This window comes from Klebsiella sp. HMSC09D12 (genome assembly GCF_001808475.1).
Taxonomy (GTDB): Bacteria; Pseudomonadota; Gammaproteobacteria; order Enterobacterales; family Enterobacteriaceae; genus Klebsiella; species Klebsiella oxytoca.
In genome coordinates this window covers 102,684-115,521 of sequence record NZ_KV793500.1, presented here as the reverse complement: position 1 = coordinate 115,521, position 12,838 = coordinate 102,684, and the positions used below count along the sequence as shown (strand labels likewise).

Genomic DNA, 12,838 nt, shown 5'->3' with positions numbered 1-12,838 from the left:
AAACAATGAAAACCGTAAAAATCAGCGCGCTCAGCGCCGCTATTCTGCTCAGTGGTTTTGCCTCATCCGCCGCGTGGTCCGCGGCCAGCGAAACCGTCATTATCGGCCTGGCAGGCCCGCTCACCGGCCCTTCCGCGCGTATCGGCAAGGATCTGGAAAACGGCGCGCAGCTGGCGATTGACGATATCAACAAGCAGCACCCGACCATCGGCGGCAAGGCGGTGACCTTCAAGCTGCAATCGGAAGACGATCAGTCCGACCCACGCACCGCCGTCGCCGTCGCCCAGCGTCTGGTGGATAGCGGCGTCGCGGGCGTCGTCGGCCACTGGAACACCGGCACCAGCATTCCCGCTGCGCGGGTTTACCACGATGCGGGCATCGCCCAGGTCGCGCCGGTTGCCACCGGGCACGCCTACACCAAACAGGGTTTCGACACCAGCTTCCGCGTGATGGGCCACGACGATGACGGCGGACAGTTTGCCGGACAGTACGCGGTACAAACCCTGAAGGCCAAACGCATCGCGGTCATTGATGACCGTACCGCCTTCGGCCAGGGGCTGGCGGATGAGTTTATTAAGTCGCTGGCAGCACAGGGAATCAACATCGTCGACCGCCAGTACGTCGATGACAAAACCGTCGACTTCAGCGCCGTGCTGACCGCTATCCGCAGCAAAAACGCCGATCTGATTTTCTTTGGCGGCGTCGATAGTCAGGCCGCCCCGCTGGCGCGCCGCATCAAACAGCTGGGCATGAATGCCACCCTGATGGGCGCAGGCGGCTTCGTTAGCCAGACCTTCCTCCAGTTGGCGCAAAAAGAGGGCGACGGCGTGGTGGCGCTGGAGCCGGGACTGCCGGTTGAGCAGATGCCGGGCGGTAAAGCCTTCGAGCAGGCCTACCAGTCACGCTATCACACCCATATCGAACTGCACGCGCCGTTCGCCTATGACGCTACCCGCGTGCTGGTCGCGGCGATGAAAAAAGCCGACTCCGTCGATCCCGCCGACTATCTGCCCGCCCTGCGCGCCATTAACTACGCCGGCGTGACCGGACAAATCGCCTTTGATAAAGAGGGCAACCTGAAATCGCCAACCTTTACCGTTTATAAAGTCGTCGACGGCAAATGGCAGCCGCAAACCGTACTCGGCGGCGCAACAACGAAGTAACGCAGTGAGGCAATGTGATGAGTGATAATAACGAGCTGGGCATTCTCGCCCGCCGCAAAATTGAAGCAGAAATAATCAAGCCGATTTACGACATCCTGGTGCGGGAGATAGGTAAGGCTCGCGCCCAGGCGGTCATCGGCGAAGCGATTGAAAACGCTGCGATTGAGGCGGGGAAAGCCTTTGCCCGCCAGGAGCCGAACGGCGCGGATATTCGCAGCTTTGTCGCGCTGCAGTATCTGTGGGAAAAAGATAACGCCCTGGAGGTCAAGGTACTGGACGCCGACGACCAGCAGTATAACTACAACGTGAACCGCTGCCGCTACGCCGAGATGTACCACGAAATGGGCCTCGGCGAAATTGGCCATCTGCTCTCCTGCGCCCGCGACGATAAGTTTATCGTCGGCTATGCCCCGGATGTGGAGCTGACGCGTACCACCACCATTATGCAGGGCGGAAAGTGCTGCGACTTCCGCTATCGCGTGAAAAAGGATAAGCCATGATAACCGTCAACGGCGCACGTCTGTGGTCGACGCTCAACGAGATGGCGCAGCTCGGCGCCACGCCGGCGGGCGGCGTGACCCGACTGGCGCTTAGCGAAGAGGACCGCCAGGCGCGCAATCTGCTGCGCCAGTGGGCGCGTGAAGCTGGCTTCCCCTGCGAAGTCGACAGTATGGGGAATATGTTTATTCGCCGCTGCGGTAAACATTCGCATCTGCCCCCGGTGTTGACCGGTTCGCACGTCGATTCCCAACCGCTCGGCGGCCGCTATGACGGCATTTACGGCGTCCTCGCCGGGCTGGAGGCGCTGCGCACGCTGAACGACCGCGGCATTGCGACCGAACGCGATATCGTGCTGGTGAACTGGACCAACGAAGAAGGGGCGCGCTTTGCCCCGGCGATGCTGGCGTCCGGCGTCTGGGCCGGGCAGTTTAGCGAGTCCTTCGCGCTCGCCCGCGAAGATCGCGACGGCATCAGCGTCGGCGAGGCGCTGGAGGCTATCGGCTATCGCGGGGAGCGTCCTGCCGCCGCCTGCCCGCTCCACGCCTGCTACGAAGTGCATATCGAACAGGGGCCGATTCTGGAAGAAGAAGGCGTTGATATCGGCCTCGTTCACGCGGCAATGGGCCAGCGCTGGTTCAACGTCACCCTGGAGGGCTTTTCCGCCCACGCCGGAACCACGCCGATGGGCAGCCGCCGCGACGCGCTGACCGCCTTCGCCGAGCTGGCGCTGGCGGTGGAGCAAATCGGCATCGCCCATAATCCAGACGGGCGCGCGACTATCGGGATGGCGCAGGTCATTCCGGGATCGCGCAACGTAGTACCGGGAGGCGTGGCGTGCAGCGTCGAATTTCGTCATCCGCAATCCCCGGCGCTGGAAGCCATGGAACGGGCGCTGCATCGTGCCGCTGAAGCGCTGGCGGCGCGCGGCGTGGCGGCAAACGTCGAGCGCATTTTTGATTATGCGCCCATTGCTTTTGATCGCGAGTGTCTGGCGCGCAGCCAGCGAGCGGCGGACGAACTGGGCTATGGCGCGCGAACCATGGTCTCCGGCGCCGGTCACGATACCTGCTATATCAGCAAGGTCGCGCCCGCTAGCATGATTTTCATTCCCTGCGAGAAGGGAATTAGCCACAACGAGGCGGAAAATATTCTGCCCGCGTGGGCCGAGAAAGGGGCTAACGTGCTGCTCAACAGTTTACGCCTTGCCGCCGATGAGCTGCCCGCTCGCAGCGCGACGTAAAACGCGATACAGCCCACGCCAGCCAGGGCCGTGGGCTATTGCCGATCAATGCTTTTTGCGGTTGCGGCGCATATCGATAGTCACCGCCGCGACGATAATGATGCCTTTGATAATATCCTGCACGTAGGCGTCAACGCCGACAAAGGTAAACCCGCTCTTAATCAGGCCGAGGATCATGGCGCCGATTAAAGTGCCGGTGATGCGCCCTACCCCGCCCATCAGGCTGCTGCCGCCGATAACCGCCGCGGCGATCGCATCCAGCTCGTAGGACATTCCCATGCTCGACTGGCCGCTGCTGACGCGCGCCGCCAGCACTACGCCTGCAAGGCCGGAGAGCGCCCCGGCGATGGTATAGACGATCACCAGGTATTTATTCACGTTGATACCGGAGACCTTCGCCGAGGTCATATTGCCGCCGATAGCATAAACGTATTTACCGTAGCGGGTATGCTTCAGGGCGATGTGGAAGACCGCAGCAACGACGAAGAAAATAATCACCGGCATCGCGCCCTGACCGATGGCGGTGAAGCTGTCGGATAAGAAGCTAATCGGGTTGCCCTGAGTGTAATACTGCGCCAGACCGCGCGCCGACACCATCATCCCCAGGGTGGCAATAAACGGCGGGATGCCGGTGCGGGTCACCAGAAAACCGTTGGTTAAGCCGCACAGAAGACCGACGCCGATGCCGGCGCCAATCGGGATTATCGCCGGCATATTGACCAGCGACGGGAACATCGGCGACAGGCTGTCGGAGGTTTGCGCGAGGCTCGCCGCCACCACGGCGGCGAGCGCGATCACCGAACCGGAGGAGAGGTCAATCCCGGTGGTAATAATGACCTGAGTAACCCCGACTGCGATAATACCGATAATCGCTACCTGTAAAACAATTAATATCAGGCGATTGGTGTTTAATAAAAAGGACTGGTCGCGGACGTACCAGCCAGCAATTTCAAAAGTCAGGGCAATCACCAGCATGACGATAAATATGCCGGTATCTTTCGGCAGCCGGTGGCGTAATTGCCCAAAGAAAGAGGGTTTCTCATCGATCGGGGTCGCCGTTATTTTCATATTGCTCATTCTCTGTGCCTCAATGGGATGCCAACGACAAAATGGTTTCCTGATCGGCGTCCTCTTTATCGAGGATGCCGGTAATCCGTCCTTCATGCATCACCATCACCCGGTCGCTCATCCCGAGAATTTCAGGTAATTCAGAAGAAACCATAATGACCGCCACGCCGCGGTTGGCCAGTTCGCTAATCAGATGATATATTTCCGCTTTCGCCCCGACGTCAATTCCGCGGGTCGGCTCATCGAGAATGAGTATTTTCGGCTGAGCCAGCAGCCAGCGGGCAATAAGCACCTTCTGCTGATTGCCGCCGCTAAGGTTATTAATAATCTGATCCATGGTGGGGGTTTTAATATTCAGGCGGCGGATCTGCTCCATGCAGTCCTCGGCCATTTTGAGGTGCTGAACAAAACCGGTTTTACCGATATATTCCGGCATTTTGACGATACTCATATTCTCCAGCACCGACAGTACGAGGAACAGGCCGGACTTTTTGCGGTCTTCCGTCAGCAGCGCCATCCCTTTTTCAATCGCCGTTGAAGGCGAATCAATAGTGACCGGCACACCGTCAATCAGCACTTCGCCGCTATCGGCTTTCTCCATGCCGAACAGGCTTTCCATCACTTCGCTGCGCCCGGCCCCCACCAGCCCCGCCACGCCGAGGATCTCCCCGCGGCGCACGCTAAAGTTGATATCGTGAAAGACCCCCTTGCGCGACAGGTTGCGCACGGTCAGCACCTCTTCGCCAATGGTATTATTGAATTTGGGAAAGAGCTGGGTAAGCTCCCGCCCGACCATCCGGGTAATCAGCGACTGGCGGGTAAACTCGGTGGTAGGTTGACTTCCTACCCAGGTGCCGTCGCGAAATACGCTGATCTCATCGGTAATGGTGAAAATTTCATCCATCTTATGGCTAATATAAATAATGGCTTTTCCCTGCTGGCGTAAATCGCGAATAATGGTAAACAGATGCGCCACTTCGCTCTCGGTTAATGCCGAGGTCGGTTCGTCCATAATCACAATATCCGCATTCCACGAAACCGCTTTGGCAATCTCCACCATCTGCTGGGCGGCGATACTTAATTCCCCTACCAGGCGATCGGCGGATAAACGAATATTCAGTTTATTCAGTAGTTCCTGAGTCTGCCGGGCAAGCTGGCGATGATCGACGAAACCGTATTTCATCGGCTCGCGGCCGAGCCAGATATTTTCCGCCACCGTCATATGCGGTACCAGATTAAGCTCCTGATGGATCATCGAGATCCCGGAGCGCAGCGCATCCATCGTATCCTGAAACTGGACCGGCTCCCCTTTGACGCGGATCGCGCCCTTATCGGGACGGTAGATCCCGATCAGGCATTTCATCAGCGTGGATTTCCCGGCGCCGTTTTCGCCCATCAGCGCGTGCACCGTCCCCGGACGCACGCGTAATGAGACGTTGTCGAGCGCCTTCACGCCGGGGAAGAATTTGCTGATCCCTTCGGCTTCAAGTGCAAAAGCGTTCATACTTCACCTCCGTACCCTGAATGACTATTTCTGGTTGCGATTGATGAATTCAGCCATGTTGTCTTTGGTGATCAGCTGGTAAGGGACGTCGATGACCTTTTCCACTTTTTCGCCATTGGCCAGCTTAATAGCGGCATCTACCGCGCCTTCGCCCTGCCCTTTGGCATCCTGGAAAATCGTGGCGATCATCTTGCCGTTTTTAAGCATTTGCAGGGCATCTGGCGTCCCGTCCACCCCGGCAATCAGGATATGGTTGGGGTTTTTCCCCAGCGCCTGCAGCGCGCCGATGGCCATTTCATCGTTATTGGAGGCGATCGCCTGAATGTCTTCGCCGCTGGTCATCCAGTTGCTGACTACGTCAACGGCGTCGTTACGCATAAATTTGGCGGTCTGCTTCTGCACGATTTTGATATCGGGGTATTTCGCCACCACCTCTTCGACCCCTTTGGTCCGGTCGCGGGTCGATTCATTCGCCAGGTCGCCGAGCAGAATGGCGACGTTGCCCTTGCCGTTCATCGCTTTGGCTAGCGCTTCCATCTGTAAGCGCCCCGCCAGCACGGAGTCGGAGCCGACGTAGGCCATTTTATCGGTCAGCTGCGCCTGCGGACGACGGTTAACGAAGATCAGCGGAATGCCCGCTTTGGTCGCCTGGTCCATAATCGGTTTGACCGCGTTGGTATCGACCGGGTTAACGATAATGGCGTCGACGCCCTGGCCAATAAAATTCTGCACCTGCTGTAGCTGCTGCGAGACGTCGCCCTTCGCATCTTCCATCTGTGACTTCACGCCCTCTTTTTGCATCTCTTTTTGCATGGCGGTGCGCAGAATGGTCAGGAAGTTGTCATCAAAAAGCGCCATAGAAACACCGACCGAAATATCTTTCGCCATCACGACCGCTGGCAGCATGCAGGCTATCAAAGAGGCAACAACCGTTTTCTTGATATTCATAGTTGATCCTTTATTCACAGGCACATCGGTTAGGTAAGGTAAAATGAAAAATTAGTTTCATTAATTGTGCATTAAGCGCCTGCTTTTTCAGCGTTTCGGAAAAACAGGCTTCGCGCTACGTCATTTTTTAATGCCGACCGCCATCGCAAAATTCAGTTGTTTTAAAATGATTTTCTGAAACATCAGTCCATTTATCACGAGGTGAAAATTACAGACCGTTTATTTCATTAACAACACATATGAAACGTTTATAAGTAAATAACCGAAATGAAAATTTTAAAACTGCGTGTTAACAGAACTTTGACACACATCTAACATTGACGCATAAATGCGCAAAAAATGAGAGGCAGGCGACGGTTTGCCGCCCGGCGCGGCGATAGCGGCAGCGGTTTAAAACGGGACAGGAGATACGGTGTAAAAAGGGATGTCGCCCGGCAGGCCGCGGGCGCTCAGTCGACGTTTTCAGCGCTATAGAGGATAAACTCGACCTTGCCGTCACGAAAGAGATGGGGCTGATAGCCGGTTTCCAGGTGGCGCAGGGCCAGCTCCACCGCCAGCCTGGCATGCTGATGAGGATTTTGATCGACCGTCAACGCCATCCCACCCTGCGCCAGCTGTTCGCGGGTGGTGCTATAGCGTTCATGAGTAATCCAACAGCACTTACCATAACGGCGATGGCGGGCCAGCGCCTGCGCCACCAGACTATTGCCCAGACCGGTATTGTAGATGCCCACCGCGTCGCGGTTACGGTTCAGGGCTTCTTCCAGCAAACGGTCGATCCGCTGCCGGTTATCCTCACCCGCCAGCACCTCACCAAGCTGCAGATGCGGAAAGCGCTGGCTTATCACCTCGCGAAATCCCTGAATCCGCGAGCGGTGGGCGCTGAAATCCTGACGACCGCAGAGCATCAACACTTCCCCGGGCTGATGGGCCATCAACCCCATCATCATGCCCGCGGTACGTCCCGCCTGCTGCTGATCGATTCCTACGTGGCAAAGCCTCTGCGCGTCGGGCAGGTCGGTGACCAGCGTAATTACCGGTACGTTTGCTTCACCACACTGGCGCAGGGCTTCGTAGACCAGCGGATGTTCGTTGCCGAAGACAATTATCGCATGGCGCTTTTTACTGCTGCGAAGAAGGCTTTTCGCCAGTTTTTCCGGGGAGGATTCCGCCACCAGCGTGCGGTGCAGCGTCAGTCGGCGATAGCCAAGGCTATCCGCCACGTCGGCGAAATCCTGCGTCAGGCGAGAGAAAAAGCGCGAGTCGTTAGCGCTCAGGAACACTTCGATTTGCCAGGGCAGACGACGTTCTTCCGGCAAAATACGCTTTAAACCGGCTTCACGCGCCGCCTGCAGCACCCGGCGCGTGGTTTCCGGCGACACGCCGCCGCGTTCGTTAAGCACCCGGTCAACCGTCGCCACGCCCACGCCGATCCGTTTAGCCAGCGCCGCCAGTGAAATGCTTTTCATCGTTCCCCTCACCCATGATGGAAATCCATCAAAACGCCCGTGTTGGTCAGTGTAGCAAACAGATTAATTTGGCAACGCTAAATCCCTCTTTATGGAGAACAAAATGACCTGCATTCGTTTTGCGTTATTAGGCAGCGGTTTTATAGGCCAGGTTCACGCCGCCAACCTCGCTCGCCATGAGCGAACCGTTCTGGCCATGGTGGCAGACGCCGAGCCCGAGCGGGCGAAAACGCTGGCCTCCCGCTACGGCGCGCGGGCAACCACCGTCGCCGAGGCCATCAGTAGCGATGCCATTGATGCGGTGCTCATCGCCAGCTCGACCCCTTCACATGCGGAACTGCTGGAGGCCGCAGCGCGCGCCGGGAAGGCCGTTTACTGCGAAAAACCGATCGACCTTTCGCTGGCCCGTGCGCGCCAGGTTGTCGACAGGGTTTTGCCGCTCGGCGTGCCGGTGACCGTGGGCTTTAACCGCCGCTTTGACGCCAGCCACCAGCAGCTGCGTCGCCAGGTCGAGGCTGGCGTTATCGGTAAAATTGAACTGGTGCAGATGGTGTGCCGGGCATCGGTTATGCCGCCGCTGGCGTATCTGCGCAGCTCCGGCGGCCAGATGCGCGACCAGGCAATCCACTTTTTCGATCTGCTGCGTTTTCTTACCGGCGATGAAGTGACAACGGTTGCCGCCATGGGAGAGGCGCTGGCGCTGCCGGAGCTCGCCGGGATCGGCGATGTCGATACCTCCATTCTCATGCTGCGGATGCGCGGCGGCGCGCTGGCGCAGCTGGACAACACCCGGCGCACCGGCCACGGCTACGATGAACGCATCAGCCTGCTCGGCCCGGAGGGCGTACTGGAGTCCGGCAGTCAGGCCTCGCGCGGCGTGACGCTGTGGCAGGGAGCGCGCTGCATTCAGCCCGGCCTCTATCCGGACTGGTTCAGCCGCGTCGAGGAGTCGTACTACGCGCATCTGGATGCTTTTGTCCGCTCGTCAGGCGGAGAAGAGGAGCCGGACCTGCCGGGGCTGCTGGACGGGCTGCGGGCGCAGGCTATCGCCGAAGCCGCCGTGCTTTCCCTGCAGCAAGGGCAATTTGTCAGCGTCGAACCGCTGGCGTAAAAAAGCCCCGTATGCGGTCGGCATACGGGGCAACGGCGCGCCGTTAACGCTCCTCGTTAAATATTACGCCAATCTGCCGCCGCACTTCATCCATGACGCTCAGGTTTTCCAGAACTCTGGTCAGCGGGCGAATCGGCGAATCCGTGAGCCCTTGCCCCACGCACCAGGCAAAATGTTCGGCCTGATAAAACAGCTGGTCGTAGCGGTTGCGCGGCTCTTCCCAGCGCAGTACCTGTCCCCCCTGGCTGGCGGCGAGGGTAAAATTCCCCGGCGCATAGAATTGCCCGTCAAGGACCAGGGTCGCGTCGCGCCCGGCCACCACCGCGCCGCCCGGCGTATTGCTGAATAGCGTGGTGTTGAGCAATCCCTGTAAGCCGTTTTCCCAGTTAAACAGCATCGAAATTTGCCCATTGATGCCCCTTTGGGCGGGGCGCCCGCGGGCGACAATGTCCTGCGGCACGCCGCCGACCATCACGCTGAATGAGGTCAGATAGCTGCCGAGATCCATCATCGGTCCACCGGCAAGATCGGCATTAAAAATGCGATGATCCGGAGTAAAATATTCACCGTGATCGGCGAGCAGCGTATGCAGATCGCCCAGCGCGCCGTCATCCAGCAGCTGGCGAATCACGTCATATTTCGGCGCGTAATCGCACCACATCGCCTCCATCGCCAGCTTCCCCTGTTTCAGGGCTTCTGCTTTTAGCGCCGCGCCTTCCCGCCGGTTCAGCGCAAACGGCTTTTCAATCAGTACATGTTTGCCCGCCTGCAGAACCCGCAGCCCGTCCGGGAAGTGGTGGTTATGCGGGGTGGCAACGTAAACCGCATCAATATCCGGTCGCGCCAGCATCTCGTCCACCTGAGCGTAAGCCTGCGGAATCCCCCAGCGGGCGGCAAAGCTATCGGCCTTTTGTTGCGTCCGCGAGGAGACGGCAACCACCCGCTGGCGGCTGAGCTCTTTTAACGATTTCACAAAGCGCTCGGCAATCCAGCCGGGGCCAATAATGGCCCAGCGCAGCGAGGGGATCGCCGCAGCGGCAGGATGGCGCGGTTTCGGTAACTGTGACGGGAACATAGCGGCTCCTTATTTTTATGGGTCTGGCGAGACACTATAAGCAGGCGCTGGAAGGACAAATATCGAATTGATGATGGAATTCCATCATCAATAAATTGCTTGTCAAAATAGCGGGAGTCGCAGATAGTCCGCTGCGACTTATCACTCTCAAGGAATCAGAAATGATAAAAAGTTCGTGGCGTAAAATTGCAATGCTAGCCGCCGCCGTTCCGCTGCTGCTGGCGAGCGGCGCACTGTGGGCCAGTACCGATGCTATCCATCAGAAGCTGACAGATCTCGAGAAGCGTTCAGGCGGCAGGTTGGGCGTGGCGCTAATCAACACGGCAGATAATTCTCAAATCTTATATCGCGGCGACGAGCGTTTTGCCATGTGCAGCACCAGTAAAGTGATGGCCGCCGCCGCGGTATTAAAACAGAGCGAAAGCAATAAAGAGGTGGTAAATAAAAGGCTGGAGATTAACGCAGCCGATTTGGTGGTCTGGAGTCCGATTACCGAAAAACATCTCCAGAGCGGAATGACGCTGGCTGAGCTAAGCGCGGCGACGCTGCAATATAGCGACAATACGGCGATGAATCTGATCATCGGCTACCTTGGCGGGCCGGAAAAAGTCACCGCCTTCGCCCGCAGTATCGGCGATGCCACCTTTCGTCTCGATCGTACGGAGCCCACGCTGAATACCGCCATCCCGGGCGATGAGCGTGATACCAGCACGCCGCTGGCGATGGCTGAAAGCCTACGCAAGCTGACGCTTGGCGATGCGCTGGGCGAACAGCAACGCGCCCAGTTAGTCACCTGGCTGAAAGGCAATACCACCGGCGGGCAAAGCATTCGCGCGGGCCTGCCTGAAAGCTGGGTGGTCGGCGATAAAACCGGCGCCGGAGATTACGGCACCACCAATGATATTGCGGTTATCTGGCCGGAAGATCACGCTCCGCTGGTATTAGTCACCTACTTTACCCAGCCGCAGCAGGATGCGAAAAACCGCAAAGAGGTGTTAGCCGCAGCGGCAAAAATCGTGACCGAAGGGCTTTAAGCCGGGAACAGGCCCGTTCTGCAACACTCTGCACTCTGCTCCCGGGGGCGGCGCTCAACGCGCCTTGCCCGGGCTACGGGTTCATTGCCGTCTGCGGACCGGGAGCCCCCATAATTCACCGCCGTCTGCGGGCCGGTAACCACCATGATTCACCGACGTCTGCCGTGCCGGTAGCCCGGACAGATGCGCAGCATCGCCTCCGGGAAATTCAGCCACTCCGCACTCTGCTCCCGGGGGCGGCGCTTAACGCGCCGCCCCCGGGACAGCCTGAACAGACAGCCGCCAAATATTAATCGGTGATTTTAAACGTCAGCGCATAACCGCTGGTTTTACCTTCATCACGCGCGCCGCCCATCTGATAGACCCGCACCGTATATTGACCGCTGACGGCCAGACGCTGCTCAAAGGTATCTCCGCTCATTGAACCGTTATAAATGGCATTATTATCAGGCGCGATAACATTAAAATAAGGATGCGGCCACTGGCTCGTCATGCTGATATGCATCATCTGGCCCGCTTTCGCCACCAGCGTAAAATCATTGACATCGTTCCCGGTCACAGTACTTTTTATTATCGTACCGCTGCTGCCTTTATCAAAATGGACGGCATTACTGTTTATTTTATCACTTGCCATTGATAACACTGACGCTAATAAATAACTTGCACAGATCACGCTGCCAACAATTAGCTTTATTTTTTTCATTTAATTAACACCTTATGTTTTTTATGCGCGCTGTTATAGCATATAAGATGCATGGAGTAAGCTACTTCTAAATAGAGTCCCGTATTTAAGGTTTAAAATCCGGAGCGGTATTTTAAAAAATCGCTATGCCTGTTCATCAGAAAAGGGGGGGGGATTTCGTACGTAATACAGCCTCGGAGATCGCTGCGATAGTTTTCCTAATCGGAGTTCTGCTCCCTTATAACCTGCTGTAAAGCAGCGGGTTAACTCTTGATGAAATGCGAGTGCAGGATGAAAGTCGCTTTGCAAGTGCTAAAAAACCCCGCCAGGCCGGGGTTTTGCTTTCACGCCACGCAATCACTTCTGCGGGCGCATTGCCGGGAACAGGATCACGTCGCGGATGGTATGGCTGTTGGTAAACAGCATTACCATGCGGTCGATACCAATGCCCAGGCCAGCGGTCGGCGGCAGGCCATATTCCAGCGCGGTGACGTAGTCTTCGTCATAGAACATCGCTTCGTCATCCCCCGCCGCTTTGGCGTTGACCTGATCCTGGAAACGCTGCGCCTGATCTTCCGCATCGTTAAGCTCGCTAAAGCCGTTGCCGATTTCACGCCCACCGATAAAGAACTCGAAGCGGTCGGTGATTTCCGGGTTCACGTCGTTACGGCGCGCCAGCGGCGAAACCTCCGCCGGATACTCGGTGATAAAGGTCGGCTGGATCAGATGCGCTTCCGCGACTTCATCGAAAATTTCGGTGACGATACGCCCCAGTCCCCAGCTCTTCTCAACGTGAATACCGATGGATTCCGCCAGCGCTTTTGCCGCATCGAAGTTATCCAGATCCGCCATCTCGGTTTCCGGACGGTATTTCTTGATCGCTTCGCGCATGGTCAGTTTTTCAAACGGTTTGCCGAAGTCGAACACCTGGTCGCCGTACGGCACTTCGGTTTTACCCAGCACGGTCTGCGCCAGCGTGCGGAACAGAGACTCGGTCAGTTCGATCAGATCTTTATAATCCGCATAGGCCATATAGAGTTCCA

The 12,838-nt window shown here is 57.5% G+C and carries 12 protein-coding genes; 5 read left to right on the top strand and 7 right to left on the bottom strand.

Annotation, left to right across the window (positions count from 1 at the left end; all coding sequences use genetic code 11):
- Positions 1–5: 5 nt before the first annotated feature.
- Genes HMPREF3178_RS21345 through HMPREF3178_RS21335 form a run of 3 tightly spaced genes read left to right on the top strand, consistent with a single transcriptional unit; the run spans position 6 to position 2,904 of the window.
- Entirely contained in the window at positions 6–1,163 is a 1,158-nt protein-coding gene (locus HMPREF3178_RS21345; protein ID WP_017146438.1) for a branched-chain amino acid ABC transporter substrate-binding protein, read from the top strand.
- 17 nt (positions 1,164–1,180) lie between these two features.
- A complete protein-coding gene (locus HMPREF3178_RS21340; protein ID WP_004099867.1) occupies positions 1,181–1,663 on the top strand; it encodes an L-2-amino-thiazoline-4-carboxylic acid hydrolase in 483 nt (160 codons plus the stop codon).
- Positions 1,660–2,904 carry a Zn-dependent hydrolase gene (locus HMPREF3178_RS21335; RefSeq protein WP_017146439.1) on the top strand — a complete coding sequence of 415 codons (1,245 nt, stop codon included), beginning with the start codon at positions 1,660–1,662 and terminating at the stop codon, positions 2,902–2,904. The genes HMPREF3178_RS21340 and HMPREF3178_RS21335 overlap by 4 nt, the downstream gene beginning before the upstream one ends.
- A 45-nt stretch (positions 2,905–2,949) precedes the next feature.
- Here HMPREF3178_RS21335 and HMPREF3178_RS21330 read toward each other — a convergent pair whose 3' ends face one another.
- The 4 genes from HMPREF3178_RS21330 to HMPREF3178_RS21315 all read right to left on the bottom strand — a co-directional run bounded on the left by HMPREF3178_RS21330 (position 2,950) and on the right by HMPREF3178_RS21315 (position 7,893).
- Positions 2,950–3,972, bottom strand: coding sequence for an ABC transporter permease (locus tag HMPREF3178_RS21330; RefSeq protein WP_024273870.1), 1,023 nt, complete (start codon positions 3,970–3,972; stop codon positions 2,950–2,952).
- A gap of 19 nt (positions 3,973–3,991) precedes the next feature.
- On the bottom strand, positions 3,992–5,476 hold the full coding sequence (locus HMPREF3178_RS21325) for a sugar ABC transporter ATP-binding protein (protein WP_004111095.1): 1,485 nt from the start codon (positions 5,474–5,476) through the stop codon (positions 3,992–3,994).
- A 24-nt stretch (positions 5,477–5,500) separates the two neighbouring features.
- Positions 5,501–6,424 (bottom strand): sugar ABC transporter substrate-binding protein, encoded by a 924-nt coding sequence (locus HMPREF3178_RS21320; RefSeq protein WP_004099858.1) that lies wholly within the window; start codon positions 6,422–6,424, stop codon positions 5,501–5,503.
- Positions 6,425–6,873: 449 nt separating this feature from the next.
- Complete coding sequence (locus HMPREF3178_RS21315; protein WP_017146440.1) at positions 6,874–7,893, bottom strand: LacI family DNA-binding transcriptional regulator; 1,020 nt, start codon at positions 7,891–7,893, stop codon at positions 6,874–6,876.
- A 103-nt stretch (positions 7,894–7,996) separates the two neighbouring features.
- On the opposite strand from HMPREF3178_RS21315, the gene HMPREF3178_RS21310 reads away from it, so the two are divergent.
- Positions 7,997–9,004, top strand: a complete 1,008-nt coding sequence (locus HMPREF3178_RS21310; protein WP_004099856.1) for a Gfo/Idh/MocA family oxidoreductase — start codon at positions 7,997–7,999, stop codon at positions 9,002–9,004.
- A 43-nt stretch (positions 9,005–9,047) separates the two neighbouring features.
- On the opposite strand, the gene HMPREF3178_RS21305 is transcribed toward HMPREF3178_RS21310, so the two are convergent.
- Entirely contained in the window at positions 9,048–10,079 is a 1,032-nt protein-coding gene (locus HMPREF3178_RS21305) for a Gfo/Idh/MocA family protein (RefSeq protein WP_004111092.1), read from the bottom strand.
- Positions 10,080–10,240: 161 nt separating this feature from the next.
- Between HMPREF3178_RS21305 and HMPREF3178_RS21300 the strand changes: the two genes are divergently transcribed.
- Positions 10,241–11,113: an extended-spectrum class A beta-lactamase OXY-2-7 gene (locus tag HMPREF3178_RS21300; RefSeq protein ID WP_017146441.1), complete on the top strand. Its 873-nt coding sequence runs from the start codon at positions 10,241–10,243 to the stop codon at positions 11,111–11,113.
- Positions 11,114–11,402: 289 nt separating this feature from the next.
- On the opposite strand, the gene HMPREF3178_RS21295 is transcribed toward HMPREF3178_RS21300, so the two are convergent.
- Positions 11,403–11,816 (bottom strand): hypothetical protein, encoded by a 414-nt coding sequence (locus tag HMPREF3178_RS21295; protein WP_004099850.1) that lies wholly within the window; start codon positions 11,814–11,816, stop codon positions 11,403–11,405.
- A gap of 336 nt (positions 11,817–12,152) precedes the next feature.
- Positions 12,153–12,838: amino acid--tRNA ligase-related protein (locus HMPREF3178_RS31860; RefSeq protein WP_323807555.1), on the bottom strand; the 686-nt coding region annotated here is incomplete at its 5' end.

Bases quoted from the DNA above. Each gene is read 5' to 3' on its own strand.
- HMPREF3178_RS21320 (WP_004099858.1), bottom strand. From the start codon at position 6,424: ATGAATATCAAGAAAACGGTTGTTGCCTCTTTGATAGCCTGCATGCTG.
- HMPREF3178_RS21305 (WP_004111092.1), bottom strand. From the start codon at position 10,079: ATGTTCCCGTCACAGTTACCGAAACCGCGCCATCCTGCCGCTGCGGCG.
- HMPREF3178_RS21315 (WP_017146440.1), bottom strand. From the start codon at position 7,893: ATGAAAAGCATTTCACTGGCGGCGCTGGCTAAACGGATCGGCGTGGGC.
- HMPREF3178_RS21330 (WP_024273870.1), bottom strand. From the start codon at position 3,972: ATGAAAATAACGGCGACCCCGATCGATGAGAAACCCTCTTTCTTTGGG.
- HMPREF3178_RS21310 (WP_004099856.1), top strand. From the start codon at position 7,997: ATGACCTGCATTCGTTTTGCGTTATTAGGCAGCGGTTTTATAGGCCAG.
- HMPREF3178_RS21325 (WP_004111095.1), bottom strand. From the start codon at position 5,476: ATGAACGCTTTTGCACTTGAAGCCGAAGGGATCAGCAAATTCTTCCCC.
- HMPREF3178_RS21300 (WP_017146441.1), top strand. From the start codon at position 10,241: ATGATAAAAAGTTCGTGGCGTAAAATTGCAATGCTAGCCGCCGCCGTT.
- HMPREF3178_RS21340 (WP_004099867.1), top strand. From the start codon at position 1,181: ATGAGTGATAATAACGAGCTGGGCATTCTCGCCCGCCGCAAAATTGAA.
- HMPREF3178_RS21335 (WP_017146439.1), top strand. From the start codon at position 1,660: ATGATAACCGTCAACGGCGCACGTCTGTGGTCGACGCTCAACGAGATG.
- HMPREF3178_RS21295 (WP_004099850.1), bottom strand. From the start codon at position 11,816: ATGAAAAAAATAAAGCTAATTGTTGGCAGCGTGATCTGTGCAAGTTAT.
- HMPREF3178_RS21345 (WP_017146438.1), top strand. From the start codon at position 6: ATGAAAACCGTAAAAATCAGCGCGCTCAGCGCCGCTATTCTGCTCAGT.